This window comes from Gammaproteobacteria bacterium (genome assembly GCA_013697705.1).
Lineage (GTDB): Bacteria > Pseudomonadota > Gammaproteobacteria > UBA6002 > UBA6002 > UBA6002.
Genome location: JACCWJ010000027.1, coordinates 71,451 through 95,975, shown reverse-complemented (window position 1 = coordinate 95,975; position 24,525 = coordinate 71,451). Strand labels below are relative to the sequence as shown.

General features: G+C 41.5%; 29 protein-coding genes. 13 read left to right on the top strand and 16 right to left on the bottom strand.

Features of this window, described 5'->3' with window-relative positions; all coding sequences use genetic code 11:
* Nucleotides 1-2: 2 nt before the first annotated feature.
* From H0U71_06855 to H0U71_06815, 9 genes are all read right to left on the bottom strand, one after another.
* Nucleotides 3-1,346: a hypothetical protein gene (locus H0U71_06855; protein MBA2654770.1), complete on the bottom strand. Its 1,344-nt coding sequence runs from the start codon at nucleotides 1,344-1,346 to the stop codon at nucleotides 3-5.
* A gap of 113 nt (nucleotides 1,347-1,459) precedes the next feature.
* Nucleotides 1,460-1,729 carry an HPr family phosphocarrier protein gene (locus H0U71_06850; protein ID MBA2654769.1) on the bottom strand — a complete coding sequence of 90 codons (270 nt, stop codon included), beginning with the start codon at nucleotides 1,727-1,729 and terminating at the stop codon, nucleotides 1,460-1,462.
* Complete coding sequence (locus tag H0U71_06845) at nucleotides 1,722-2,126, bottom strand: PTS sugar transporter subunit IIA (protein MBA2654768.1); 405 nt, start codon at nucleotides 2,124-2,126, stop codon at nucleotides 1,722-1,724. Before H0U71_06845 ends, H0U71_06850 begins: the two co-directional genes overlap by 8 nt.
* On the bottom strand, nucleotides 2,123-2,683 hold the full coding sequence (locus H0U71_06840) for a hypothetical protein (GenBank protein ID MBA2654767.1): 561 nt from the start codon (nucleotides 2,681-2,683) through the stop codon (nucleotides 2,123-2,125). Before H0U71_06840 ends, H0U71_06845 begins: the two co-directional genes overlap by 4 nt.
* Nucleotides 2,661-3,386 (bottom strand): LPS export ABC transporter ATP-binding protein, encoded by a 726-nt coding sequence (lptB, locus tag H0U71_06835; protein MBA2654766.1) that lies wholly within the window; start codon nucleotides 3,384-3,386, stop codon nucleotides 2,661-2,663. The genes H0U71_06840 and lptB overlap by 23 nt, the downstream gene beginning before the upstream one ends.
* A complete protein-coding gene (lptA, locus tag H0U71_06830; protein MBA2654765.1) occupies nucleotides 3,383-3,892 on the bottom strand; it encodes a lipopolysaccharide transport periplasmic protein LptA in 510 nt (169 codons plus the stop codon). Before lptA ends, lptB begins: the two co-directional genes overlap by 4 nt.
* On the bottom strand, nucleotides 3,870-4,442 hold the full coding sequence (gene lptC, locus H0U71_06825) for an LPS export ABC transporter periplasmic protein LptC (protein MBA2654764.1): 573 nt from the start codon (nucleotides 4,440-4,442) through the stop codon (nucleotides 3,870-3,872). The genes lptA and lptC overlap by 23 nt, the downstream gene beginning before the upstream one ends.
* A complete protein-coding gene (locus H0U71_06820) occupies nucleotides 4,439-4,972 on the bottom strand; it encodes an HAD hydrolase family protein (GenBank protein ID MBA2654763.1) in 534 nt (177 codons plus the stop codon). The genes lptC and H0U71_06820 overlap by 4 nt, the downstream gene beginning before the upstream one ends.
* A gap of 10 nt (nucleotides 4,973-4,982) precedes the next feature.
* Complete coding sequence (locus H0U71_06815; GenBank protein MBA2654762.1) at nucleotides 4,983-5,954, bottom strand: KpsF/GutQ family sugar-phosphate isomerase; 972 nt, start codon at nucleotides 5,952-5,954, stop codon at nucleotides 4,983-4,985.
* Nucleotides 5,955-6,110: 156 nt separating this feature from the next.
* On the opposite strand from H0U71_06815, the gene H0U71_06810 reads away from it, so the two are divergent.
* From H0U71_06810 to H0U71_06775, 8 genes are all read left to right on the top strand, one after another.
* On the top strand, nucleotides 6,111-6,920 hold the full coding sequence (locus H0U71_06810) for an ABC transporter ATP-binding protein (protein MBA2654761.1): 810 nt from the start codon (nucleotides 6,111-6,113) through the stop codon (nucleotides 6,918-6,920).
* A gap of 2 nt (nucleotides 6,921-6,922) precedes the next feature.
* Nucleotides 6,923-7,699 (top strand): lipid asymmetry maintenance ABC transporter permease subunit MlaE, encoded by a 777-nt coding sequence (mlaE, locus tag H0U71_06805; protein MBA2654760.1) that lies wholly within the window; start codon nucleotides 6,923-6,925, stop codon nucleotides 7,697-7,699.
* A complete protein-coding gene (gene mlaD, locus H0U71_06800; GenBank protein MBA2654759.1) occupies nucleotides 7,699-8,163 on the top strand; it encodes an outer membrane lipid asymmetry maintenance protein MlaD in 465 nt (154 codons plus the stop codon). The genes mlaE and mlaD overlap by 1 nt, the downstream gene beginning before the upstream one ends.
* Nucleotides 8,164-8,180: 17 nt before the next feature.
* A complete protein-coding gene (locus H0U71_06795) occupies nucleotides 8,181-8,762 on the top strand; it encodes an ABC transporter substrate-binding protein (protein ID MBA2654758.1) in 582 nt (193 codons plus the stop codon).
* Nucleotides 8,763-8,764: 2 nt separating this feature from the next.
* Nucleotides 8,765-9,085 carry an STAS domain-containing protein gene (locus H0U71_06790; GenBank protein ID MBA2654757.1) on the top strand — a complete coding sequence of 107 codons (321 nt, stop codon included), beginning with the start codon at nucleotides 8,765-8,767 and terminating at the stop codon, nucleotides 9,083-9,085.
* Entirely contained in the window at nucleotides 9,085-10,347 is a 1,263-nt protein-coding gene (gene murA, locus H0U71_06785) for a UDP-N-acetylglucosamine 1-carboxyvinyltransferase (protein MBA2654756.1), read from the top strand. The genes H0U71_06790 and murA overlap by 1 nt, the downstream gene beginning before the upstream one ends.
* 115 nt (nucleotides 10,348-10,462) lie before the next feature.
* Nucleotides 10,463-11,218, top strand: coding sequence for a Nif3-like dinuclear metal center hexameric protein (locus H0U71_06780; GenBank protein ID MBA2654755.1), 756 nt, complete (start codon nucleotides 10,463-10,465; stop codon nucleotides 11,216-11,218).
* 117 nt (nucleotides 11,219-11,335) lie between these two features.
* Nucleotides 11,336-12,199 (top strand): hypothetical protein, encoded by an 864-nt coding sequence (locus tag H0U71_06775; GenBank protein ID MBA2654754.1) that lies wholly within the window; start codon nucleotides 11,336-11,338, stop codon nucleotides 12,197-12,199.
* A gap of 71 nt (nucleotides 12,200-12,270) precedes the next feature.
* Here the strand turns inward: H0U71_06775 and H0U71_06770 are convergent, their stop codons facing one another.
* From H0U71_06770 to rluD, 3 genes are all read right to left on the bottom strand, one after another.
* Nucleotides 12,271-13,509, bottom strand: coding sequence for a Do family serine endopeptidase (locus H0U71_06770; protein ID MBA2654753.1), 1,239 nt, complete (start codon nucleotides 13,507-13,509; stop codon nucleotides 12,271-12,273).
* A 142-nt stretch (nucleotides 13,510-13,651) separates the two neighbouring features.
* Nucleotides 13,652-14,395 (bottom strand): peptidoglycan editing factor PgeF, encoded by a 744-nt coding sequence (pgeF, locus tag H0U71_06765; GenBank protein ID MBA2654752.1) that lies wholly within the window; start codon nucleotides 14,393-14,395, stop codon nucleotides 13,652-13,654.
* Between the two features lie 56 nt (nucleotides 14,396-14,451).
* Nucleotides 14,452-15,411, bottom strand: a complete 960-nt coding sequence (gene rluD / locus H0U71_06760; protein MBA2654751.1) for a 23S rRNA pseudouridine(1911/1915/1917) synthase RluD — start codon at nucleotides 15,409-15,411, stop codon at nucleotides 14,452-14,454.
* A gap of 83 nt (nucleotides 15,412-15,494) precedes the next feature.
* On the opposite strand from rluD, the gene H0U71_06755 reads away from it, so the two are divergent.
* Nucleotides 15,495-16,250: an outer membrane protein assembly factor BamD gene (locus tag H0U71_06755; protein MBA2654750.1), complete on the top strand. Its 756-nt coding sequence runs from the start codon at nucleotides 15,495-15,497 to the stop codon at nucleotides 16,248-16,250.
* Between the two features lie 236 nt (nucleotides 16,251-16,486).
* On the opposite strand, the gene H0U71_06750 is transcribed toward H0U71_06755, so the two are convergent.
* Both H0U71_06750 and H0U71_06745 read right to left on the bottom strand, forming a co-directional pair.
* Entirely contained in the window at nucleotides 16,487-18,127 is a 1,641-nt protein-coding gene (locus H0U71_06750; GenBank protein ID MBA2654749.1) for an NAD+ synthase, read from the bottom strand.
* 21 nt (nucleotides 18,128-18,148) lie between these two features.
* Complete coding sequence (locus H0U71_06745) at nucleotides 18,149-18,517, bottom strand: Mth938-like domain-containing protein (GenBank protein ID MBA2654748.1); 369 nt, start codon at nucleotides 18,515-18,517, stop codon at nucleotides 18,149-18,151.
* Nucleotides 18,518-18,686: 169 nt separating this feature from the next.
* On the opposite strand from H0U71_06745, the gene H0U71_06740 reads away from it, so the two are divergent.
* From H0U71_06740 to dusA, 4 genes are all read left to right on the top strand, one after another.
* Nucleotides 18,687-19,880: an aminotransferase class I/II-fold pyridoxal phosphate-dependent enzyme gene (locus H0U71_06740; GenBank protein ID MBA2654747.1), complete on the top strand. Its 1,194-nt coding sequence runs from the start codon at nucleotides 18,687-18,689 to the stop codon at nucleotides 19,878-19,880.
* On the top strand, nucleotides 19,877-20,833 hold the full coding sequence (locus tag H0U71_06735; protein MBA2654746.1) for a hypothetical protein: 957 nt from the start codon (nucleotides 19,877-19,879) through the stop codon (nucleotides 20,831-20,833). The genes H0U71_06740 and H0U71_06735 overlap by 4 nt, the downstream gene beginning before the upstream one ends.
* Nucleotides 20,834-20,909: 76 nt before the next feature.
* On the top strand, nucleotides 20,910-22,631 hold the full coding sequence (gene recJ / locus H0U71_06730; protein ID MBA2654745.1) for a single-stranded-DNA-specific exonuclease RecJ: 1,722 nt from the start codon (nucleotides 20,910-20,912) through the stop codon (nucleotides 22,629-22,631).
* Nucleotides 22,632-22,657: 26 nt separating this feature from the next.
* On the top strand, nucleotides 22,658-23,647 hold the full coding sequence (gene dusA, locus H0U71_06725; protein ID MBA2654744.1) for a tRNA dihydrouridine(20/20a) synthase DusA: 990 nt from the start codon (nucleotides 22,658-22,660) through the stop codon (nucleotides 23,645-23,647).
* Between the two features lie 48 nt (nucleotides 23,648-23,695).
* Here dusA and rpmE read toward each other — a convergent pair whose 3' ends face one another.
* Together rpmE and H0U71_06715 are read right to left on the bottom strand one after the other, a co-directional pair.
* The gene (gene rpmE / locus H0U71_06720; GenBank protein ID MBA2654743.1) at nucleotides 23,696-23,926 is read right to left on the bottom strand and encodes a 50S ribosomal protein L31; all 231 of its coding nucleotides are present in this window, start codon (nucleotides 23,924-23,926) and stop codon (nucleotides 23,696-23,698) included.
* Between the two features lie 136 nt (nucleotides 23,927-24,062).
* Complete coding sequence (locus H0U71_06715) at nucleotides 24,063-24,485, bottom strand: hypothetical protein (GenBank protein MBA2654742.1); 423 nt, start codon at nucleotides 24,483-24,485, stop codon at nucleotides 24,063-24,065.
* Nucleotides 24,486-24,525 lie beyond the last annotated feature (40 nt).

The following is a 24,525-nucleotide window of genomic DNA, read 5'->3' as shown; positions in this document are numbered from 1 at the left end:
GATTAAACACTCAGCTCGGTAGAGCTACTACTCACCACAACGGGGTCTTTAATCTCGATGTTCGGATTAGGACCTAACTGCATTCTATTAGGGTTTTGACTCAGCTTGGGCGGCTCCGCCGGTGGCTGCTTGTCCCACTTCCGTTCGGGCTTACTCCCAGCCAATGGTTGCATACCTAGCTGCTGTTCTGGCTGCACTATTTTTCGCACACGTTCTTTCTCTTGGAGCTCTTTGTAATCTACCTGTTGTACAAGTTGCAGATCAAGCAGCCTGATTTTATCTTTTGTTACGCCATCGCTAGCAGCAATCTTCTTAACAGAATTGGAAGGAGTGCCGGAGATTTTATTTACAAATTCTTTAGACGCTGCTTTGCCGTGGAAGTTTGCATATATTAAGGCTGACCCGATAACAAATAAAGCAATTAACCCAACTGAAATAGCTATTCCGATAGGCCCTCCCGCTACTCCAGCTCCCAGAATCCACGGTAAAGCGGAGGAAAGGAAACTAGCGGCCAAAAACCCAGTTAATAAACCGCAAAAAATCGCAGCTGCAATTTTATAAACAGACTGTACTCGAGATTTCCAGCGAGGAGGATTCTCTTGTGCATATCTAACTTGGCTCACCTTCGTGTCTAGACTTTTATAACATTGCTTAATTAGCTTGTAATTCCTACCTAATTGCTCAAGTTGATTACGGTCTAGGCTTTTACTTATGAGCGCATCTTGAGTAAGAGTGAAAATTTGAGCATAGACTAAAGATTGTTTGGCATAATTTTTCACGAGGTTGTTCACGCCAAACATACTTATTCCTAACGGTTTGGCAATGTTGCTAAGTTCAAATCCGCAGAATAAGGCCACTGAAATGCCAGCAAAAATAAGCTGTAGGGGGATAAGTAAAGCACTGGAAAACCCCCCACTACCAAATGTCGCAAAGGAACTTATGAGTCCTTCTGCTATTGAGGCGCCATCAAATGCAGCGACCAAGGCGCATAAGATTGTAATTGCGAAAAAAAGACCCGCTTTCCGCGTACGTCTATTTTTTTCTTTAGGGGGGGCTATAGGGTTAAGTTGATACTGCCGTGTTATTTTAATTTGAATAACGTTTAATATATCTAAATTGATATCTTCGAGGAGCTTTCTTTTTTTTAGTGTGGTAAAGATTTCAATATTTTCTGGTGTATTCAACAAGTTATGTAAGGCGCATAATTTTTCAATGGGGCTTACTACGTATTCGCCCATACTATCCTGATAGTGTTGGTATAAAGATACGCGAAGAGGAGAATCGGGTGCTAAGGTGTCTGTTAATTCTGAAAAATGCTGTTCTAGATCGTCACTCGGATCACTCATTCGAAGCTATGGCCTTTTGTTTGAAAGTCAGCAAGGGAGATTGATTATAATAGCAAATTTTGTTACTTGTTTGAACAAAAAATACGTGCATTGCCCCCCGTTTGAGCCAGGGTTTACTCTCCCTCCCCGAAACGGTCATTAATAAGCTCGCAAAGGGCGGTCATAGCCTGATTTTCGTCGGGTCCTTCCACCCATAGCTCGATCTCTGTTCCCTTGCTGGCTGCTAACATCATGACCCCCATGATACTTTTGCCATTCACAAACTTTTCGCCTCGTACTAGCTTGCTTTCGCTTTCAAAGCGACTGGCTAAGTGTACTAGCTTCGCAGCCGCTCTTGCATGCAGCCCCAATTTATTAACAATTATAATTTTTTGTTTAATCACTCAATACATCCCCTGATCCAATTATACCCGCCTGCCCACCTTTCATTGCTTTTTCAGCCAGGTCGGCGAGACTAAGGCTCGGATAATTCATAACCCTGATCAGCATAGGCAGATTTAAACCTGTCACAATTCGAATATGACTTTCTTTTTGCAACTCATAAGCAATATTACTGGGTGTTGATCCAAATAAGTCTGTCAAAATGAGCACACCGTTACCTTGGTCAAGTCTTTTAATAATGATATTTAATTCTGGGAGAAGTTTATCGGGGTCGGCGTCAGAGGGTACCTCGAACGTTTCTAAAATTAAAGGTACGCTGTCACCATAGGTAGTTCGAAGCGCATTAACGAGTGCATGACCAATTTCATAATGGGTAATAATTAATACCGCAACGCTCATGAAGTAAATGTTTCCATTTTTTCTTGAAGAAGTTCTTCAAAATTACCCACAGAGGCCCCTTCCTTGTTTAATTCTAGTAAATATTTTTTCACAATAATTTCAACTAGCACCTCTAAATTGCGTGGGATGATAATAGGGATTGTTACGCAAGGAATCAAGCATCCTAGAATATCTTTTATGGAATGTTGCCCTTTTAAATGCGCTATGGTATTGCTGGCCTCTCCCAGCTGTAAGTGGATAATGAGATCGAGGGTGTGGCCCATTTTAACCCTAGCTTGACCAAATATTAACCCTACATCAATCAAACCGATACCTCGTACCGACAAAAAAACTTTTTTTAAAGGATTTTTGCCGATGAGGCAATTGTTTTCCAGAGAGAAATAGGGCGCATCATCAGCAATAAGTTGATGATTACGCGAAATTAATCCTAGAGCGAGCTCACTTTTGCCTATACCTGGCTCACCCGTGATAAGCACACCAACCCCATAAATATTTAAGAAAGTTCCATGGACAATAATTTCAGGAGCGGGTTCATTACAAATCGAAGTCGTTGCCAAGATAGACCTCGCGAACTAAGACGTTATTGAGTATTTCGGTAGGTGTTCCAAAGGCAATTATTTCTCCTTGATTAACAATGTAGGCTTTTTGGCAGATGGCGAGTGTTTCTCGCACATTATGATCTGTGATCAAAATACCCAGGCCTCGTCCACAGAGGTGATGTACTATTCGTTTGATATCAATGACTGATATGGGATCTATGCCGGCGAAAGGTTCGTCCAACAAGATAAAATTAGGGTCCATAGCCAATGCCCGCGCAATTTCAACGCGGCGTTTTTCCCCCCCAGACAAGCTCATGCTAATTGCATTGCGGAGATGACTGATGTGGAACTCGGTCAAAAGGTTGTCGAGTTTACTGAGGCGCTCTGCTTTAGAAAGATCATTACGTAACTCTAAGATGGCCATAATATTCTCAGCAACAGTTAACTTCCTGAAGATCGAACACTCTTGGGGCAGGTAGCCAATACCTTTGCGCGCCCTTAAATGCATAGGTAAGTCTGTAATATCTTCACCATTTAAAGTCACTGTGCCACCGTTGCAACGAATAAGTCCCACTATCATGTAAAAACTGGTGGTCTTTCCCGCGCCATTGGGTCCGAGTAAGCCAATCACTTCTCCGGAATGAAGTTCTAATGAAACATTCTTGACGACTTGGCGTGTTTTGTAATTTTTTTCTAAATTTTTTACGGTTAATATATTCATGATAAATTAGTTTTCAGTTGTTTAATGGGCTCTAATATTATTTTAGTTTGGCTATTTTTTCTGGGGTGGGAAGAAATCACCTTTTTTTTCATGTCATAAAAGATGTAAGGACCTGCGAACTGATTACTATTATATTCCACCATGGCGTCCTCTTGTAACACTACTTTTTCTGCAAGTGGATAATAATAAATTGTTTTGGCAGATGCTTTTAACACATCTTTATCATTTAATAGTGTTTTATATTGTGCTAATTTGCCAATGGCAACTACTTTTTCTACTTTATGTTTTCCATTGTAGTAAACGGACATTTCATCTGCCCAAAGGTTGGTCGACCCCTGTATGGCATGGACTTTACCTTCGTAATTAATAATTCCTTTATTGTGATCATATTTAACATTATCCGCTTCTAAATAAATAATATCTTGCTTATCTTTGGCATAAATTGTAGAAAAAAAACACCAGAACAATACTAAAACAGCCAATCTAATGTGATTGTTTCGGATCATATTGTCCCCTTGTTTTGGACAACAACTGGATGTCTCCTGTATTTAAATCTCCCCGTAGCCCTATGGCGCTAATTTTGAGACCAGGCTGTTCAATCGTGACATAATCTTTAGTGCTGACTATATTTTGTTTCGGAAAAATTGTGAGCGTGTTAGTGGATAAGAGAGTGCTACCATTTTTTTTAGAAGGTAATTGCTTAACCTTGACGTTGTCATATAAATAGAGGGTATTTGCTCCTTGAATGCCTTTCGCATTTCTTGATGTGATATGCCACTCTTCGCCATTTTTATAGATTTGAATTTTAGGGTTTTGAAAATGGGACGTATCTTGATCTTTGTAATGAGTTACCTTAGGGCTAAATACGATGACATCGCGTTGGCCATTGTCATTGGTTCGTAAATAAGACGCATCCACCATGTAGGAATCTGGACTGTTTGCGTTATTTAAATCTCTTTCCCCCGTGCTACTATCCATAAAGCGTTTGATCGAGAAAACACTTATAGCAATAGCTAAAAAAAAAGTAATATTGATAAAAAAAACGCGTTTACTCACAAATATTGCTCACATAGAGGCGCTAATAAATCTTGTGCATTCAATATAAATTCGCAAACTTCTCTCACTGCACCTGACCCACCTTGACGTGAGGTACTCCAATCGGCATGTTGATGCACAAAAGGTGAAGCATTCGCTACCGCAATACCGAATCCGGAACGCTTAATGGGTGCTACGTCATTTAAATCATCTCCGACATACGCTATTTGATCATCATTCACGCCCAAAGTGTTTTTTAAGATATCGTATGAGATGATTTTATTTTCCTGCCCTTGAAAAACGTGCCGAACTCCGAGCTCGTCCATCCGCCTTTGCACTAGTTCAGAAGTGCGTGCGGTGATTATCGCAATTTCAATACCTGCTCTAAGCAACATTTTTATGCCTAAGCCATCTTGGCTGTGAAAAGCCTTATATTCGAGACCGCTACTCGTAAAGTAAATTTTTCCATCCGTTAGCACTCCATCTACATCAAAGATGGCGACTTTAATGTTTTTGGCTTTTTTTATAGCTGTTTCGATACCTGCATTCATTATAATACCCTTATAATCCAGCGTTTAATAAGTCATGTAAGTGAGCTACGCCCACTAAGTTATCGTGGTGATCTACTACTAAGAGGGAGGTGATTTTATGATTTTCCATTATCTGTAATGCTTCTATGGCGAGTAGGTTTGGGGCAATAGTTTTACATGATTTTGTCATCACAACATTAATCGATGTTTCATGCAGGTTGATGTTCTTATGAAGGGTGCGTCTTAAATCACCATCGGTATAAATGCCGACCAACTTATTCTGTTCACTAACAACCGAGGTCATTCCCAAATTTTTTTGCGTCATTTCAACAAGGGCTTCTCTTATAGATGCCGTTTCAAGTACGCTGGGCAATTGGGAGCCCGTTCGCATCAGATCTTGAATTTTCAATAATAATCGTTTGCCTAAGCTTCCGCCGGGGTGAAATAAGGCAAAATTTTCTGCTGTAAACCCCCGCGCTTCTAGAAGAGCGATAGCGATAGCATCACCCATAACAAGCGTTGCGGTGGTGCTAGAAGTGGGGGCCAGCCCGAGCGGACAAGCTTCCTTAGGAACATTTATATCTATATTTACAGTCGCTTTTCGAGCTAGTGTGGATAATGGATTACCTGTCATAGTAATCATCGGTATTGCAAGGTGATTGATAAAAGGTAATAAATTTAAAATTTCGTTGGTTTCGCCAGAATTGGAAATGGCGAGAATTACATCTTTTCTGGTCACCATGCCCATATCGCCATGGCTGGCTTCAGCTGGGTGTATAAAAAAAGAGGGTGTGCCTGTGCTGGCTAAGGTGGCAGCAATTTTATTTCCAATATGCCCTGATTTTCCCATACCTAAAACAATGACTCGGCCTTCACAATCAAGAAAATAACGGCAAGCTTTACCAAAATCATCATTTATACTCGCTAATAAGCTTTTGATTGCATCTATCTCGATATTAATTACTAAGCGGGCGGACTCGTAGAGATTATTCGCATTTATCATTTATCTTCTGCAACATTGAGTAGTAGATTATTTTTGAGTTCGGCATTATAAACTAGATTCATTATTCTCGGTAGCTTATATAAATGGGGAGTTGTGTCCCATAACCGGCTGTGCTAAATATATACTTTGTTTCGGGGATAATAAAGAATGGGTGATATGGACCATAGTACGAAAAATGACCATTTTATAAAAATAAATGACTTAACATATGCTTTTGGGGATCGTGTTGTCTTCGATAAAATTAATCTTCAAATCCCTCGTGGAAAAATAACAGCCATAATGGGCCCAAGTGGCACAGGCAAAACAACTCTTTTAAAATTGATCAGCGCCCAACTTAAGGCGCGTTCTGGAAGTGTTTTAGTGGATGGTTTGGATGTGCATAAACTCAGTCGCCCTGAACTTTATGCGCTTAGGCGTCGAATTGGGGTTCTGTTTCAAAGTGGGGCTTTATTTACCAATTTGAATGTCTATGAAAACGTGGCTTTTCCATTGAGAGAACATACCAACCTTCCAAAAGAAATGATTCACGATTTAGTTATTATGAAATTACAAGCGGTGGGTTTGCGCGGAGCCCGCCACCTTAAGCCCAATCAATTATCGGGAGGTATGTCACGACGAGTAGCCTTAGCAAGATGTTTGGCGCTTGATCCAGACCTACTCATGTACGATGAACCTTTTACAGGCCAAGATCCAATCACAATGGGAGTGCTTGTCTCTCTTATTAAGAAAATTAATCAAGTATTGGGAGTCACCTCTATTATTGTTTCCCATGATGTGGCAGAAACTTCCTCTATTGCAGACTATATTTACATCTTATTTAATGGAAAAATTATTGGTCAGGGTACGCCGCAAGAGATTGCCTCCTCAAAATCACCCGATGTCCATCAATTTATGGAAGGATTACCTGATGGCACGGTTCCATTTCATTATCCAGGAAATAGTTACGAAGAGGATTTAAAACTGTGACAATGTGGATACAAACATTTGGTCAGATAGGCGTGCTATTCTTTACTCGTTTAGGGCGTTCAGGCACTTTTTTAGTTAAGACTCTACTGCGACGACCGAGGTTGAAAGCAAGTTTTTCGTTGGTTGTACAACAACTTTTTAGTGTAGGTGTACTATCATTACTGGTAATTTTGGTTTCGGGACTTTTCATTGGATTGGTGCTGGGATTACAGGGATATCATACCTTGCGGCATTTCGGCGCCGAACAACAGCTAGGTCAATTAGTCGCCTTAAGTGTAGTTAGAGAACTTGGACCGGTGGTCACTGCTTTGTTATTTGCAGGACGTGCGGGTACGGCACTTACGGCTGAAATTGGCTTGATGAGCGCAACGGAACAGCTTTCAAGTATGGAAATTATGGCAGTTGATCCTTTATGGCGTGTTATTTCCCCCCGTTTCTGGGCGGGTTTTATCTCCATGCCAATGTTGACGGTTATTTTCAACATTGTTGCTATTTATGGCGGCTTTCTAGTCGGAGTAGAATGGCTGGGGATTGATGCAGGATCTTTTTGGTCAAATATGCAATCCGCTGTGGATTTCCGTTTAGATATAGTTAACGGCATTATTAAGAGTTTGGTCTTTGGTTTTATTGTGACGTGGATTGCGGTATATCAAGGGTTTTATTGTGAACCCACTGCGCCTGGCATAAGTAGAGCAACGACCCGAACCGTGGTTTTCTCATCGTTAGCCATTTTGGGTTTCGATTTTATTTTGACTGCGGTCATGTTAGAAGGATGGTAATTGTGCAAAAGAAAATAGTAGAAATGACAGTTGGCCTTTTTATGATAGCGGCTTTGCTTTCCTTATTATTGTTAGGATTAAAAGTAAGTGGTTTAAGTCAAGGCCGGGCTTCGGAATATTATCGCTTGGTGGCAGAGTTCGATAACATTGGCTCCCTCAAGGAAAGGGCTCCGGTTCGAATTGCAGGCGTCAAAATTGGCCAAATTGAGAAAATTGAATTACAAAATCAACACTTTAAAGCAAAGGTGACGTTGCTCATCAATAAACATGAGAATAATCTTCCTACCGATACTTCAGCAAATATCTTAACCGAGGGCTTGTTGGGTTCAAATTATGTAGGACTTACTCCCGGCTTTGAAGAAGTAGCTCTAAAAAATGGAGATGTAATTAATAATACGCATCCTGCGTTAATACTCGAAAATTTAATTGGCCAACTGTTGTTTAGTATGAAGAACAAAGATTAATAACCTAGGAGGAATTTATGAAAATTAAAGCATATTGTTTATCATTTCTATTTTTACTATCTACGCTCACAGCGTTGGCGGATGCGGCGCCGGCAGAAATGTTAAAACAAGTTTCTAATCAAATGCTCTCAGAACTCAATAAAAATCAAGGAAATATTAACAAACAAGTCGTTGGCGGTATTATCAATCGCGTGCTATTACCTCATGTTGACCTTGAAACAATGTCTCGATCTGTTGTGGGCCGTGAATATTGGGCAAAAGCAACTCCCGCTGAACGCGAAGAGTTTAAACGTGCATTTACCAATTTAGTTATTAAAGTCTATGCAGCGCCACTCTCTACTTTTAATGGCGAAACCATTGAGTTCAAACCTATGAGAGATAGCGCTGCTGCAAGACCACAAGTGGAAAGTGTTGTCCTTCGAAAATCAGGTCAGCGTATTCCTGTGAGTTATCGATTAGTCCAATCTGGCGGCGCTTGGAAAGTGTATGATTTTAGTGTCGAAGGTATTAGCATGATTAGCAGCTATCGATCTCAATTTGATAGTATTTTGCAACAAAAAGGCTTGGCTGGGCTTATGAATCGTTTAAAGGCGCAATAGTAATGAATGAATGTAGAATTGAGAAAGACCAAGATGATTTCAAGATTTTTGGTCTAATTAATTTTGAAACAGCAGCTCAACTCTACAAAAAAGGTACTGAGTTATTTGTAACAACAGAAGAAGTGCGATTAGATTTTGCGAAAGTTGCCTTCGTTGACAGCTCGGCAATCGCACTTCTGTTTAATTGGTTACGATTTGCAAAACAAAAAGGTAAATCCTTTGAATTTGTGAATCTTCCCGCACAGTTGTTAGAGATTGCGAACGTGTGCGAAGTAATGCCTTTTTTGGAACAATATATGTGTAACACAACGAAGATAAAATAATGGATAAATTAATCATAACAGGTGGCATTACTTTAAATGGCGAAATCCGAATTTCGGGGGCGAAGAACGCAGCATTACCCATCTTAGCGGGGTCTCTGTTAGCTTCTGAACCGGTCACTATTTCGAATGTTCCTCATTTACAAGATGTTACCACTACGATGGAATTGCTTGGCAGAATGGGCGCTCAATTGATGATAGATGAGCGAATGAATATTCAAGTAGACTCACAACCGCTTAATAATTTTGCTGCCCATTATGAGTTAGTAAAAACGATGCGTGCTTCGATTTTGGTGTTAGGCCCACTGCTTGCTCGCTATGGAAAAGCAGAAGTTTCACTGCCTGGCGGTTGCGCCATCGGTTCACGCCCTGTTGATATTCACCTCAAAGGCATGCAGGCCATGGGGGCGCAAATTACGGTAGAAAATGGTTATATTAGGGCGGTGGCTCCTAAACGTTTAACGGGTGCAAATCTAGTTCTTGATACCATAACGGTTACCGGCACTGAAAATTTGATGATGGCTGCGGCCTTGGCGGATGGGCAAACCATTCTTAAAAATGCCGCTAGAGAGCCCGAAGTCAGGGATCTTGCTAATTTTCTTAATTCGCTGGGAGCTGATATTCAAGGGGCAGGTACTGATACCATCGTCATCATGGGGGTTGAGCAATTATCGGGCGGTCATTATCGGGTGTTGCCAGATCGAATAGAGGCAGGCACTTATCTCACCGCAGCAGCAATGACACGTGGGAAAATCAAGATAAAAGATATCCATCCAGAAATTCTTGAATCTATCTTAATTAAATTAAGGGAAGCAGGGGCCATCATTACCACTGGCCCTGATTGGGTTGAGCTTGATATGGCAGGTAATAGACCAAAATCGGTTAGTGTATCAACGGCACCTTACCCTGCTTTTCCAACAGATATGCAGGCTCAAATTATGGCGCTTAATACTATTGCCGAGGGGGTCGGAACGATCACTGAGAATATATTTGAGAACCGTTTTATGCATGTTCATGAGTTGCAAAGAATGGGTGCGGATATTAGCTTGCAAGGAAATACGGCCATTTGTAAAGGCGTAAATAATTTAACTGGTGCGCCGGTAATGGCGACTGATTTACGCGCATCTGCTAGCCTGGTATTGGCAGGTTTAGTAGCAGAGGGCAAAACCATTGTAGATCGTATCTATCATATTGATCGAGGCTATGAATGTATCGAAGAAAAGTTGTCTTCGCTCGGAGCTCAAATAAAGCGAGTCTCCTCCTAAAAGTAGCCTGGATGTAGCGCAAGCGAAATCCGGGGTTTTTTGCCTTCCCGTGACAAAACCCCGGATTTCGCTGTGCTGCATCCAGGCTACAAAGGCCACAAAGGTAATCAAAGTGATTGAATTAAGTACGGTTATTAATTATTTAAATGATTTACTGCAACCTCAACTATTTCGTGATTACTGTCCTAATGGGTTGCAAGTACAAGGTAATTCCACCATAAAAACATTGGTAACGGGAGTCAGCGCTAGTCAAGCACTGATTGAAGCCGCTATTGAGTTGCAAGCGGATGCCCTCCTGGTACATCATGGTTTTTTTTGGAAGAATGAATCTCCCTCAATAGTTGGCATGAAATACCGGCGCATCAAAGCATTACTTCTAAATGAAATCAATTTACTGGCCTACCATCTACCTTTAGATGCCCACCCGCTCTATGGCAACAATATTCAGCTGGGTCAGCTTCTGGGATTAGAAAATATTGAAACTTTTGAAGTCGAACCTGGTTTAAATCTAGGTTACAAAGGCAGATTACCCCGGGCATTATCCGGAGAGTTATTTTCAGAGCTGATTGCAAGAAAACTTTTGCGTACCCCATTACACATTGAAAGTAATGATCGCTCTATTGAAACAGTCGCGTGGTGTACGGGGGGTGCTCAGGATTATTTATCACAGGCAATTGATCAAAATATCGATGCTTATCTTACGGGAGAGGTTTCAGAAAGGACTTTCCATCTGGCTAAGGAAAATAATATTCACTTTTATGCCGCAGGTCATCACGCTACAGAACGCTATGGTGTGAAGGCGCTTGGAGAGCATCTCAGCCAAAAATTTAATCTTATCCATCACTTTGTAGATATAGATAACCCCGTCTAACCAGGCGCTACTCCTCTATCCTCCATGTATTATCCTCCTCCTATAATGAGAACAATTATCATTTACATCTAGAGAATATGCAGCTATGATCCCTACGAAAATAAAGAGGAAAGTAAGATGCACAATCCCCAGGAATATAACAAGGCGTCTAGCGTTAAACATTTTGTTAAAAATTGTAGTAAGTTGAGCCAGAAGGCAATCTGTGTTCTCGATGACATTCCCTTTCTGTTAAAAAATACCTTACCTAAAGCCTATGGATCAATAGGTTCCATATTGTTAGGGGCCGCAGGTTTTCTGGTTTTCCCTTTAGAAATAGCAGAGGGTGTCTCAGGCTTTAGAAAAGCTAAACGTAAGCTTCAAAAAAATATATTCCTAATGCGTTCGAATCAGGCCAAGATAGGAGCGGGCAGTTTTGGTATTGCTTTCTCCAGTTGTTTGTTAATTTTTACGGGGGTTGGATTCAGTCTAGCGGCAGCAGTCGCCTCGGTTCTGATTCCTGCTACTGTCTGCGTAATTTCGGGTATAGAGCTCACTCAAAAGTATCATAAGCTTCAGCAAGCTAAACTCCGCGGAGAGAAGAAAGAAATTAGTGCTGCCCAGCATAAGGTTGCTTTTGGCGCGACATATTTCACTTTTTCAATGGGGGTTACTGCATTAGCGTTGATCAGTACTTTGAGTACTCTCGGGGTATTAAGTTTGGGTATTATCCCTTCGGCTATTCTGATAGCCACCGTTGTGGTTGTGCTCGCTATTAAAATATTTGAAATCATTGATAAAAAATATAATTTTAAATTTACCAATTCTCTCAAGGGTTTATTTAGTAAGGAAGAGGGGCGGGGAGGAGAGGCTTTGGGTTATCGGAGAGTTCCTGCAGCGGATTCGAATCCACGTGAGAGAAGATTTAGTTTATCGGGCAAGAGCCAACCAGAAGAGCATGGGTCAGATTTTGATAATACAGGGAGCCTTCAGTATTCTGTATGAAACAGCGGTGTAATTCAGGGGAAGTCCCGGATTTCGCTGCGCTACATCCGGGCTACAAGGTGTCTATTTAGTTAAGTTATCACTACGTAGATCATTCCGTTTGAACGTCTAACTTTTAATAATAATTGATCGGTGGATTGTGTGGCTAGCTTAACCAGTTGGTCAATGTCCGTTACAGGTTGTTCATTGGCAGTAAGAATAACATCAGCAGGTCTTAGGCCAGCAAGCCATGCATTGCTGGAGTCATCAACCTGGAGGACTAACACGCCTTTAACTGTCCCAATTTGAGGATCTAGTTGCACAAAATTATTAAGTCTTACGCCTGAAAGCAATGGTTTGCGATCGGTAAGGTCATTTTTGGGAAGATCTTGAATCACTGCATTAAAATTAAGACGCTCTTTATTACGTAATGCAACCACATTCAATTTACTGCCAACAGGTAATGTTCCGACAATACTGCGAAGCTGGGCGGCATTAGTAATTGTTTCATTATTAATAGATTGGACGACATCTTTAGCTTTTAAACCTACTTTTTGAGCGGAAGAATCCGGCGTAACCAGGGTAACTAAAGCGCCTCGGGCATCATGCACTTTAAAAGCATCAGCTAAATCAGGCGTTAGATCTTGGACCATAATTCCTAAAACGCCTCGTTGCACTTTGCCATATTTTATTAATTGAGCAGCCACGTTTGTGACCATGTTGCTGGGAATAGCAAAACCAATACCGATATTGCCACCGAGGGGGGCGAGAATCGCAGTGTTTATACCCACTAACTTTCCTTCTATATCGACTAAAGCTCCACCAGAATTACCTGGATTAATTGAAGCATCTGTCTGAATGAAATTTTCATAGCCGAGCGGCCCTTCAATGCCCACGCTACGATTTAACGCGCTGACCATACCAGAGGTAACAGTTTGTTGTAGTCCAAAAGGGTTGCCAATGGCCGCAACAAAGTCACCGACTTTGACAGCATTCGAGTTTGCAAGAGGGATGGCTTCAAGATATTTAGCATAGACTTGTAAAACGGCTATATCAGTAGCGGGGTCTTCACCAATTTTTCTGGCCTTTAAACGACGACCGTCACTTAGTGACACAATTAATACATCAGCATGACGTATTACATGTGCATTGGTGACAATGTACCCGTTCGCAGCATCGACAACCACGCCGGATCCAACCGCTTGAAAGCGAGGAAAGGGATTGTAAGGATTTGCGTCGCCTCCTCGCTGTCTTTGAGCGCTGGCAGCCTGCATAGGTGCATCTCCTTGCGCAGTGATGTTGACAACAGCGGGCATTATTTTTTGAAGCATATTGGCTAATTCAGGATTGTCAGCCTTGCCATGCAACATCGGCGGTACTTTAGCTGAAACAGAGTTGATTACTATCAAGCTCAAAAATATCCCCGCCAGCATTCTACATAAATTTTTTGTCATCGTAAGTTTCCTCAACATTTTAAGCGCTCAACCAAATTAATGTGGCCATTCGGCCAGTTATACCATGATCACGTCGATAAGAGTAAAAGTTTTTTTGATCCGAATAAGTGCAAAATTCTCCTCCATAAATAGACGTTAACCCCAGTGCCTGCAACCTTTGTTTCGCTAATAAGAATATATTAGCAAGCCATTTATCGGAGACGCCTGGTTTAGGTTTGAACGCCTCATTCGTTGGCTCTCCTAAGGGTGTAAATGATTCTAATACGTCCCTGGATACCTCAAATGCTTGGGGGCCAATTGCTGGGCCTAACCAAGCGAGTAGCTGTGAGGGGTCTTCCTTCATTTCATCAATAGTATTCTCGATAATACTCGTTGCCAAGCCACGCCATCCTGCATGAATAGCGGATACTTGGGTGCCTTTTCTATCACAAATTAATATAGGCAGACAATCTGCCGTCATAATGGCGCAAACCGTATCTAGGGCATCAGTAATAGTAGCATCACCTATAGGTTTTGTTTCTTGCGCTTCTGTTAGCCGCAACACCTTATTGCTGTGGATTTGATTTAGCCAGATAGGCTCCGCTGGCAAGTTTAAATGTTTAGCAAGCAATAACCTATTATCTGCTACGTGCTGAGGTTCATCACCCACATGATCCGCGAGGTTAAAGCTACTAAAAGCGGCGTCACTTTCTCCATGTTGTCGAGTCGTAGAGTAGGCATATACATTGCTCGGTGCCGGCCAGTCTGGTTTAATAAATTGCATAATTTTATTTTATCTTCCACATAAAATATCTGATTTTAACAAAAAAATTATAATTTTTATAGGCTAGTTGCATTATATTTTCTAAAAGCCTGCAATAAATTTTCTAAGTCATCGGGCAAGTTAGACTCAAGGGTAACTAATTCCTCAGTGACAGGGTGTCGAAAGCTGATTTTTTTAGCATGCAGGGCTTGCCGTTTGAAATCTGCTATTTGTTGAGATAGTTCCTCACTTAATCGATCATACCGGTGAGACTTGCCATAAACTGGATCCCCTAAAATAGGGTGATTAATATAAGCCATATGGACCCGGATTTGATGCGTTCTTCCTGTCTCGAGTTCTATATCTAAATAGGCATGCGTTAAAAACTTTTCTAACACTTTAAAATGCGTCACAGCCGATCTACCACCATGCATTAAAACCGACATTTTGGTACGTTGCGTGGGGTGGCGTCCAATGGCCAGGTTAATAGTATCCATGAGTTTTGGGGATCCCTCTACGATAGCTGCATAAGAGCGGTGGATCGTTCTCTGTTGCATTTGCTGTGATAGATGGTGAAAAGCCGTTAAATTTCGCGCAATTAAGAGCAAGCCCGACGTATCCTTATCTAACCTATGGATCAACCCTGCTCGGGGCAGCTTTTGTAATTCAGTATCGTAGTAAAGGAGAGCATTAACCAGGGTAGAGCGTAGGTTACCTGCTCCAGGATGCACTACCAGGCCAGGGGGCTTATTGATGACTAATAAAGATTCATCTTCAAAAACAATATCCAAGGGGAGGGCTTCTGCTGTCCATTCTTCTCTATTTTCAAGGGTCACATTTAATTCGACCTTCTGCCCGGGATAAACGCGATCCTTACTTTTGATGATTTTTTTTTGATTTACTGTCACTCCTCCCTTCTCAATCCATTGCTGTAGCTGGGAACGGGAAAATTGGGGAAATAATTTTGCGAGTGCTTGATCTAGGCGAAAACCCGCTAGGTCGTCGCTAATGATATTGTTAAGATGTATTTGATTCATAATTTATGGTATTTAAGTATTGACCAAGATAACTACATATTGTTTATAATTCCGAACCTGTAATTTAACTCATAAGATTAAAAATGAAAAACGACAAATGGATAATTTTAGTATTCGTGCTTTTTTATTTAGCAGGATGCGCGGCTCCTCCTACTGGCTCTGAGGCGTATAAGGGTAAACCTCCTCAAGAGATTTTTGTTAAGGGAGAGCGCTCACTTTCTAAAAAGCATTTTAAGGAAGCCGTGGCAGAGTTTGAAGCCTTCGATGCGTTATATCCCTTTGACCCGAGAGCAGAGCAAACCCAAGTTGATTTAATCTATGCCTATTACAAGGCAGGCGATCCTGACTCTGCTATTGCGGCTTCAGATCGATATATTCGTCTCTATCCCATGAGTCCCAAAATCGCCTACGTTTATTATTTGCGGGGAGTGGTGAACATGGATCGAAATATTAGCTGGATTTATAACGCATTTCCTTGTGACCCAGCAAAACGTGATCTCGCCAGTTTGTCACATGCATTTGTGGATTTTCAAAGACTACTTCAGTTGTATCCCAGCTGCATTTATGCAGCCGATGCCCAAAAACGAATGGTCCATATAAAAAATTTACTCGCTCGGCATGAACTGCAAATTGCAGAGTTCTATTTCAATCGCCATGCTTATGTAGCTGCCGCTAATAGAGCCAGTTATATTGTTCAGCATTTACCGGGTACCCCTCAGGTTCCTACGGCATTAGTAATTATGGTTAAGTCCTATCGCGCCCTCGGGGATGATGAGTTAGCCAATGATGCTTTAGAAGTACTTAAGGTGAATTATCCAAACGAAACCAAGCGTTTGTAGCATCAGTGGCTACACCTTGTAGCTGGAGCAGAGATTCTTAAAATTTGAATTGTGTCATCACGCTTCTAAGTGTTCAGCGCTAATCTATAAAATAGCAAAAACGTTCAGATTTGCGCTGAATTTCAATGAAAATTAAAAAGAAAAAGCGCAGCATACTAAAGTATGTGAGCAGTTTTCTTTTTAATTTTCATTGAAATTCAGCCGAATATGGACGCGTGCCTCTAGTGGCTATAGTGCTATTTTAAGGATTTGTGATAGCCGGAGGTAATGGGATAGCGTCTATCTCTCCCAAAGGCGCGACGGGTAACCCGAACCCCGGGAGGGGCTTGGCGGCGCTTATATTCACTCTTATCTACCAGCAACACGACTTTTTTGACCACTCCTTCATCAAACCCTTTCGCCACAATAGTTTTAACACTTTCATCTTGCTCAACATAAAGCTCTAAGATTTGATCAAGAATGGAGTAGGGTGGCAAGGTATCTTGGTCTTTTTGGTTAGGGGCTAATTCGGCGGAAGGTTCTCTTGTTATTACTCGCTCTGGAATGACAGGTTGAATTTTATTTCGGTAATTGGCCAATTGATACACCAAGGTTTTAGGAATATCTTTTAGCACAGAGAAACCACCCACCATATCTCCATACAAAGTACAGTATCCAACGGAGATTTCGCTTTTATTGCCTGTCGACAAAACTAATGCACCGCAATTGTTAGAGATGCCCATTAAAATGAGGCCACGGCATCTGGCTTGAAGATTTTGCTGTGTCACACTATTAGGGGGCCCTTGAAATTCAGCCGTTAGCGTTGTTACAAAATTGTTGAACATTTCTTCAATAGGAATAGTAGAGGTTTTTACATTCATTAATGCGGCTTGTTTAAGTGCATCTTCATTACTCATCTCAGAGGTATATCTCGATGGCATTAAAATTCCTGACACTCGATCGGCACCGATGGCATCAACAGCAATTGCTAAAGTGAGGGCCGAATCAATTCCGCCTGATAATCCCACAATGGCACTGGGGAAATTATTTTTTTCAATATAGTCTCGAACACCACAAACGAGCGCACCATAAATACGTTCTTCTTGGCTGAGTAATTTTAAAATGGGCTGATCGGAGATGGTTATATCATGCGTGCCAGGTTCATAAGTAATGTCTACAGGGATAAGTTGTTCTTTGTAAAAAGGTCCTCGTTGATGAATCACTCCATCAGAACTTAACACTAACGAACCTCCGTCAAAAACGAGTTCATCTTGCCCACCCACACAATTTAAATAAAGGATGGGAACAAGACTTTCTCTCGCTCTACCTTGGAGCATTGCTAATCTTGCTTCATGTTTTTTACTGTCAAACGGCGAGGCATTTAAACTAATAATAAAATTCGCCCCTTCAGCTACCGTTTTTTCAAGTGGTTTTTTATGCCACAAATCTTCACAAATAATGATCCCCAGTGATAATCCATGATAATTAACCACTAAGGGCTGATCGCCGGCTGTAAAATAGCGTACTTCATCAAAAACACTGTAATTGGGAAGACAAGCTTTGTAATAGGTAGCGGTAATTTCACCCCCTTGAATTAAACAAGCAGCATTGAACCGATCCTCGCCTTTTTTTTCGGGGTAACCCAATATCACGTCAATTCCTTTCACTTGCTGCAATATGGATTTGAGAGCCTGCTCGGTGCGTTCATAAATTGCCTGACGAAAGAGTAGATCTTCTGGAGGGTAGCCTGTCAAAGCGAGTTCTGGAAAAATCACTAAATCTGCTTGTAAATCATTTTTGGCGCGAAGGGAGTAATCAATTATTTTTTCCATATTGCCTTCAACGTCACCGACAAGAAAGTCTAACTGCGCCATGGCAAATCTTAATTTTTTTTTCATCGAAGTAACCTCTCACATCTCTTAGAGTATTAACAAAGCTGCTACCACATTTCTGCCCTCAGACATTAAAACATTAAAGGTTCGACAGGCAGCGTGAGTGGCCATGATTTCGACACCCACTTGATGTTCATAGAGGGAACGAAGTAGCTTTGCCTCGGGGAAGAGGAGTTTTTCGCCGGTGCCTACTAAGACTATATTAGGTTTAAAATCTAATATTTTTTCAAAATCTTGCGGTGTAAGTTGCTGGAAGCATTGGGGAGTCCAATTTTCTAACTGGTGCGCTCCCACAATAAGACTTTTGCTATACGTTTGGTCGTTGATTTTGATCTCACCTACTTGGTAGGAGCGAATTTCATAATCACCGTGATTGTGATCTTTGGTCAAAAGCATCTTTTTACCCTAATATTTTGATTGCTAACGGCATGTAGGTACAATTCAATATTTTTTGAATAAAATAGCAAAAATGATTACTATTTTACTCTTTTTATAAGTATATATTACAACTGCAGCTACAGTGATCTACACTATAATGTATTTTCCGGAACAGGCAGAATATAACATGAACGAGTTTTATCGTATTAAGTTACTACCACAATACATCTTCAATGGCTTGGCTGACATGAAGGCAGAAGCCGAATCACGCGGCGAGGAAATTTTAGATTTTGGCATGGGTAATCCTGATTTACCGACGCCTCCCCATATTGTTGATACTCTCATCGAGGCTGCAAAAAAGCCTGAAAACCATCGGTATTCTTTATCAAAAGGTATCGCGCCTCTGCGCACCGCTATTTGTGATTGGTACCAGCAGCATTATCAGGCAGAGCTAGACCCGGAGAAGGAAGCTATTGTAACCATTGGTTCGAAGGAAGGGATTGCGCATCTGGCTTTAGCCATTACGGGTCCTGGAGATATAGCCCTCGTGCCGAGTCCTGCTTATCCAATCCATACCTATGCCTTTATTATTGCAGGAGCTGAAGTTAAGCATGTATCTTTGATGGGAAATCAGCAAGATATCTTCAACAAAATTAAAGTTGCAATTGAAGGCAGCAATCCGATACCTAAAATTTTAGTCCTAAACTTTCCTTCCAATCCCACCACCCAGTGCGTTGAAGTGTCGTTTTTTGAGGAAATTATCGCATTAGCTAAGCAGTACGGTATTTGGGTGCTACATGATCTAGCGTATGCTGATATAGTCTTTGATGACTATAAGGCGCCTTCTATTCTTCAGGTCAAGGGCGCAAAAGAGGTGGCTGTAGAATGTTATACCCTTTCGAAAAGTTATAATATGCCAGGCTGGCGAGTTGGTTTTATGTGCGGCAATGACAGATTAATCACCGCTTTAACTAAAATGAAATCGTATCTAGATTACGGTATGTTTGCTCCTATTCAGTTGGCGGCCATTACTGCATTAACCAGTGGGCCAGAAAGTATAAAAGAAATTTGTGCCGTTTATAAAAAACGCAGAGATTTGCTGTGTGCTGGATTACAACAAACCCAATGGGAATTCGCTATTCCTCGCGCGAGCATGTTTGTTTGGGCAAGAATTCCTGAAACCTATCGCCACTTAGGTTCGTTTGAATTTTCTAAACAATTGTTACTTAAAGCGGGCGTTTCAGTTTCACCCGGTATTGGGTTCGGACCCTTCGGCGATGAATATGTACGTTTTAGCTTAATCGAAGATGAGCCTAAAATATCGAAGGCAATTATGAATATGGCGCAAATGTTTAAGATGGATACTGTTGCAGTAACATGAAAAACTATTCTAACGCGCACATTACATTAGCATTGCCGAATGTTAGTTATTCAGATAATACCTTGTTTGATGCAGCACGTGCCCACTTGAGCGTGGCCAAGACGTTGGCTAAGGCCAAACATCGTAATGTAAAACCGGGTGAGGCAATGTTGTTTAATGTGCTGACGGGCAGCATGGAAATTCCGCCTCATGCGGCTATCTCGGCATTAGGGCAAGGATTTCAAGGCCATGACGGGTGGTGGTTACGGATAGATCCGGTGGAATTTTTAGTGGATGCAGGCAATGTGTGCCTAATAGGGCGAGATCATCTACTGCTTGAGGAACACGAAGTCCAAGCGCTTATTACCGACTTAAATGCGTTTCTCGAAGAAGATCAGCTGGTAATTCGATATGGTTCGTTGCATGAGTGGTATATTCAATTACCCAGCCAAGAATATTTAGTGACCCGTCCTTTATACGAAGTGATGGCCCATGATATTAGAGCTTTCTTGCCTCAAGGAACTAACCAAAAATGGTGGCATAAAATTTTAACAGAACTACAAATGCTGTTATTCCAGCATGCTGTTAATGCGCAAAGGCAAAAGCTGGGTAAACCGCTGGTAAATGGCGTGTGGCCATGGGGGGAGGGTAAGATTGAAAAGACCTATAAACTTAAAAATTACACTAAATTTTGGTCTGAAAATTCATTTGTGAAAGGGATGCTGGCATTATCAGGCAGTTCCCAAACAGTCACTTCTGCCGAGGGTTTTTTAAAGGCGACAGAGGAAGAGGGCCATCATTTTATCAGCTTGGAGCATAATCAACTCCCTTTAGAAACACTGCAGCAAACCATCATTCAGTTGTTAGAAAAAATCCATAATAGGCAGATTCGTTCTCTCGAAATTTGTTTGGGAAATGGCAGTATTTATAAATGGCAAGTATCGAAATTACGACTATTCAATTTGCGAAAATAATGTGTAACTATTCAGTGCTAGTCTAATAAGGCTTGGCAAGCACGTTCAAATATTCTGATAGGAAAGGCTTAAGGGAATGAAGAAACAAATAATAAGAAGATCATTACCTGACGTTACATTGTCGGGCAACATTCACCCTCTCTTGAAACGCCTCTACCTCACCCGAGGAATTCGTTCTAATGAAGAACTAGAGCAAGGATTAGAGAGGCTCTTATCGTTTAATTCCTTAGGAAATATTCAAGAAGCGGTAAATTGCATAGTTGATGCACTCCTTTCTTCCTCTCATATTATGGTGGTTGGCGATTTTGATGCAGATGGGGCAACGAGTACGGTATTAGCAGTGTCCTGCCTCAAACGTTTTGGTGCCCATAAAGTGACTTATCTTGTCCCGAATCGTTTTGAGTATGGATACGGACTCACGCCTGAAATCGTGGAAGTTGCCGCTAATTCCCACCCTGATTTATTAATCACCGTTGATAATGGAATTTCTAGTCTCGAGGGAGTTGCTCGTGCGAATGAGAAAGGAATCCGGGTGGTGATTACAGATCACCATTTAGCGCCTCCGATATTACCCGCAGCGGCTGCGATTGTTAATCCCAACCTTCCAGGAGATGTTTTTCCCAGCAAAAATCTTGCCGGAGTAGGGGTGATATTTTATGTAATGCTAGCGCTGCGCGCAAAATTGAGAGAAGTAAATTGGTTTCAGGAAAGATCACTCCCAGAGCCAAATATGGCTTCATTTCTCGACTTAGTTGCTTTAGGCACAATAGCTGATGTGGTTTCATTAGATTTAAATAATCGTATTTTAGTTCACCAGGGACTCACGCGAATTCGCGCTGGAAATGTGCGGCCTGGCATTAAAGCTTTACTTCAAGTTGGGGGTAAAAAGTGTGAGCAAATTACGGCTTCAGACCTAGGTTTTATCGCAGCTCCGCGATTGAATGCAGCGGGAAGATTGGTCGATATGAGCTTAGGAATAGAGTGTTTATTGGCGGAGAATGAAACGATTGCATTAGGCTATGCCACTGAATTGGATAGCTTGAATAAAGAGCGGCAAAAAATTGAAGAGGAAATGCGAGAGCAAGCAGTGGCTCATATTAATTCCTTAGAATTTCAAGATAATTTACCTGTCGGGGTTTGTTTGTTTGATGAATCCTGGCATCAAGGCATTATCGGTATTTTAGCATCACGCGTTAAAGATCTTTTGCACCGTCCCGCTATTGCATTTGCTTTATCGAATGCACAAGAATTGAAAGGCTCCTGTCGCTCAATTTCCGGCTTACATATTCGTGATGCCTTAGAAAATATTCATAACAATTATCCCGGTCTCCTCCTCAAATTTGGGGGGCATGCTATGGCGGCGGGGTTGAGTATCAAACGGGAAAATTTTGAGCTTTTCGCGCAGATATTTAATACGGTAATTTCTCAAACACTTTCACCTGAGAGTCTACAAGGGATTATTCATTCTGATGGGGAGTTGACCTGTGATACTTTAACATTAGCCACGGCTGAGGTGCTTAAGGGAGCGGGGCCCTGGGGCCAGGGATTTCCAGAACCCATCTTCGATGGCCAATTTAAGGTTATCACCCATCGGATTTTAAAAGAAAAACATCTCAAACTAGTGCTGGGCAGCTTAGATGATTATTTTAATATAGACGCGATAGCCTTCAACGTAGACCCAAAAAAAATGCTCCTCAATGAAAACGATACTCTTCATGTTGCATATCGGTTGGATGTGAATGAATATCGCGGGAATAAAAGTGCGCAATTACTTATCGAGTATTTTGATGTGGTATAATTTTCTTTTTTTTCTTAGTGTGAATTATGCTCTTATCCCCTGTTATTCATTGCCATGATCGAGACCTCTTCTCCGTCGCCCCTATGATTGATTGTACCGATCGACATTTTCGTTATTTAGCACGTCTAATTTCGCGCAAAACCATGCTCTACACAGAAATGCTGACGATTAAAGAAATATTGTGTGATAAGACAGGTTACGCCTTACAGCTTAATGCGATTGAACATCCCGTGGGAATTCAATTAGGTGGCAGTGATCCTGCCTTGCTAGCGCATTGCACTCAGTTGGCAGTTCAGGAAGGGTACGATGAAATTAATCTAAATGTGGGCTGTCCCAGTGATAAAGTCCAGCAGGGAGGCATCGGCGCGTGCTTGATGTTGCAACCTAAGACCGTGGCGGCCTGCATTGAAGCAATGGTAAAGATTGCTACAGTACCCGTAACGGTCAAATGTCGCTTGGGAGTGGATGATCACGATAGCTACGAGCATCTTGCGGAGTTTATTAAGGTGGTGTCTGCACAAGGATGCTCTAAATTCATCATTCATGCACGTAAGGCGTGGCTGAAGGGTCTCAGTCCTAAGCAAAATCGAGAAATACCCCCCCTTGATTATGAAAGAGCCTATCGTCTCAAAACAGATTTCCCCCATCTCACCATTGTATTAAATGGAGGCATACAGCATTTTGACGAAGTGGATAGCCACTTGGTTAGAGTTGACGGAGTAATGCTAGGACGAGCCATTTATAATAATCCTTATATGCTCCATCAAGTCGATAGTCGCTATTTTGGAGGCGATGTGGGTATATCGGAAGAAGCAGTTGTACTTGCTTATATGAACTATGTTGAAAATGAACTCGTTCGGGGTACCAAGCTCACCGCCATGACACGCCATTTAGTGAAATTATTCCATAAAAAGCCTAAAGCAAGTTATTGGCGCAAGTATTTAGGTTCAAATGGGTCGCAAAAAGGCGCGGGGGTGGAAATAATACAACAGGCGCTGGAACAAATGCAGGGATGAGTCATTCAATAGGCGCTATTCCCAGCGGGGAATAGCGCTAGCAATTGATTATTTAGCGGTTTCTTGGGTGCTGGCTTGCTTTTTATACTTGTCGCGGAATTTCTCAACACGACCGGCGGTATCTATCAGCTTTTGTTTACCCGTGTAGAACGGATGGCACTCAGAGCAAATTTCGAGATGAAGACTCTTTTTGTGCATAGTTGAACGCGTGGTAAACGCATTGCCGCAGCTACAAGTAACTGCTACTTCAGAATATTCAGGATGTATGTCCGTCTTCATAGGATAATCTCATGGGTTGACGAAAATGTTAATAAATATACAAATGACTTCAAGTTAAGCGCATTTTGTATGGATTTCTAAGGGCATTCAGTATGCTCAATTTTTAAATAAATGTCTATTAAAACTACGCCCGCATTCATTTCGAACTTGATTTTCCCTTGGATAAATCCCTGTCTATCCGTTCAATGAATTTTTCCTGTTTAGCCTCGGTGCCTTTAAATAAAGTATGAGGTCGATGAGTTGCTCCCCCGGTTAGGGTCGAATAAAGTTGATCACATACCATTATAAAAGAGCCATGTTTGAGTCTTTCTTTGTCCGTGAAAATTTCCGGGCCATGCTTGCTGAGCTTTTTTAATTCCTTCAAATCTTCTTTGTTATAGATTTTGAGTTCCTGCAAATCATGCAATAAACCCATCACTATTTCTTTAAAATGTTGAAAGAAAAAAGGATGAAATGCGTGATTTGTCTTACCTTCATTCTTTTCGAGGATTTGTAGACATTTGTTTAATTTGTCTATCAAGATGTCGTTTTGGGCTTTATCGCCTTCGCCTAACCACATAGTAACCTCATACAAGAATGAGATAAGGTCCTTCTACAAT

Coding starts and splice junctions, on each gene's coding strand:
- H0U71_06790 (MBA2654757.1), top strand. CDS start 8,765: ATGAATGAATGTAGAATTGAGAAAGACCAAGATGATTTCAAGATTTTT.
- lptB (MBA2654766.1), bottom strand. CDS start 3,386: ATGAATATATTAACCGTAAAAAATTTAGAAAAAAATTACAAAACACGC.
- rpmE (MBA2654743.1), bottom strand. CDS start 23,926: ATGAAGACGGACATACATCCTGAATATTCTGAAGTAGCAGTTACTTGT.
- H0U71_06745 (MBA2654748.1), bottom strand. CDS start 18,517: ATGCTTTTGACCAAAGATCACAATCACGGTGATTATGAAATTCGCTCC.
- pgeF (MBA2654752.1), bottom strand. CDS start 14,395: ATGCAATTTATTAAACCAGACTGGCCGGCACCGAGCAATGTATATGCC.
- H0U71_06755 (MBA2654750.1), top strand. CDS start 15,495: ATGAAAAACGACAAATGGATAATTTTAGTATTCGTGCTTTTTTATTTA.
- H0U71_06770 (MBA2654753.1), bottom strand. CDS start 13,509: ATGCTTCAAAAAATAATGCCCGCTGTTGTCAACATCACTGCGCAAGGA.
- H0U71_06740 (MBA2654747.1), top strand. CDS start 18,687: ATGAACGAGTTTTATCGTATTAAGTTACTACCACAATACATCTTCAAT.
- H0U71_06775 (MBA2654754.1), top strand. CDS start 11,336: ATGCACAATCCCCAGGAATATAACAAGGCGTCTAGCGTTAAACATTTT.
- H0U71_06855 (MBA2654770.1), bottom strand. CDS start 1,346: ATGAGTGATCCGAGTGACGATCTAGAACAGCATTTTTCAGAATTAACA.
- H0U71_06815 (MBA2654762.1), bottom strand. CDS start 5,954: ATGATAAATGCGAATAATCTCTACGAGTCCGCCCGCTTAGTAATTAAT.
- murA (MBA2654756.1), top strand. CDS start 9,085: ATGGATAAATTAATCATAACAGGTGGCATTACTTTAAATGGCGAAATC.
- lptA (MBA2654765.1), bottom strand. CDS start 3,892: ATGATCCGAAACAATCACATTAGATTGGCTGTTTTAGTATTGTTCTGG.
- rluD (MBA2654751.1), bottom strand. CDS start 15,411: ATGAATCAAATACATCTTAACAATATCATTAGCGACGACCTAGCGGGT.
- recJ (MBA2654745.1), top strand. CDS start 20,910: ATGAAGAAACAAATAATAAGAAGATCATTACCTGACGTTACATTGTCG.
- H0U71_06715 (MBA2654742.1), bottom strand. CDS start 24,485: ATGTGGTTAGGCGAAGGCGATAAAGCCCAAAACGACATCTTGATAGAC.
- dusA (MBA2654744.1), top strand. CDS start 22,658: ATGCTCTTATCCCCTGTTATTCATTGCCATGATCGAGACCTCTTCTCC.
- H0U71_06735 (MBA2654746.1), top strand. CDS start 19,877: ATGAAAAACTATTCTAACGCGCACATTACATTAGCATTGCCGAATGTT.
- H0U71_06820 (MBA2654763.1), bottom strand. CDS start 4,972: ATGAATGCAGGTATCGAAACAGCTATAAAAAAAGCCAAAAACATTAAA.
- mlaE (MBA2654760.1), top strand. CDS start 6,923: ATGTGGATACAAACATTTGGTCAGATAGGCGTGCTATTCTTTACTCGT.
- H0U71_06795 (MBA2654758.1), top strand. CDS start 8,181: ATGAAAATTAAAGCATATTGTTTATCATTTCTATTTTTACTATCTACG.
- H0U71_06810 (MBA2654761.1), top strand. CDS start 6,111: ATGGACCATAGTACGAAAAATGACCATTTTATAAAAATAAATGACTTA.
- H0U71_06750 (MBA2654749.1), bottom strand. CDS start 18,127: ATGAAAAAAAAATTAAGATTTGCCATGGCGCAGTTAGACTTTCTTGTC.
- H0U71_06845 (MBA2654768.1), bottom strand. CDS start 2,126: ATGAGCGTTGCGGTATTAATTATTACCCATTATGAAATTGGTCATGCA.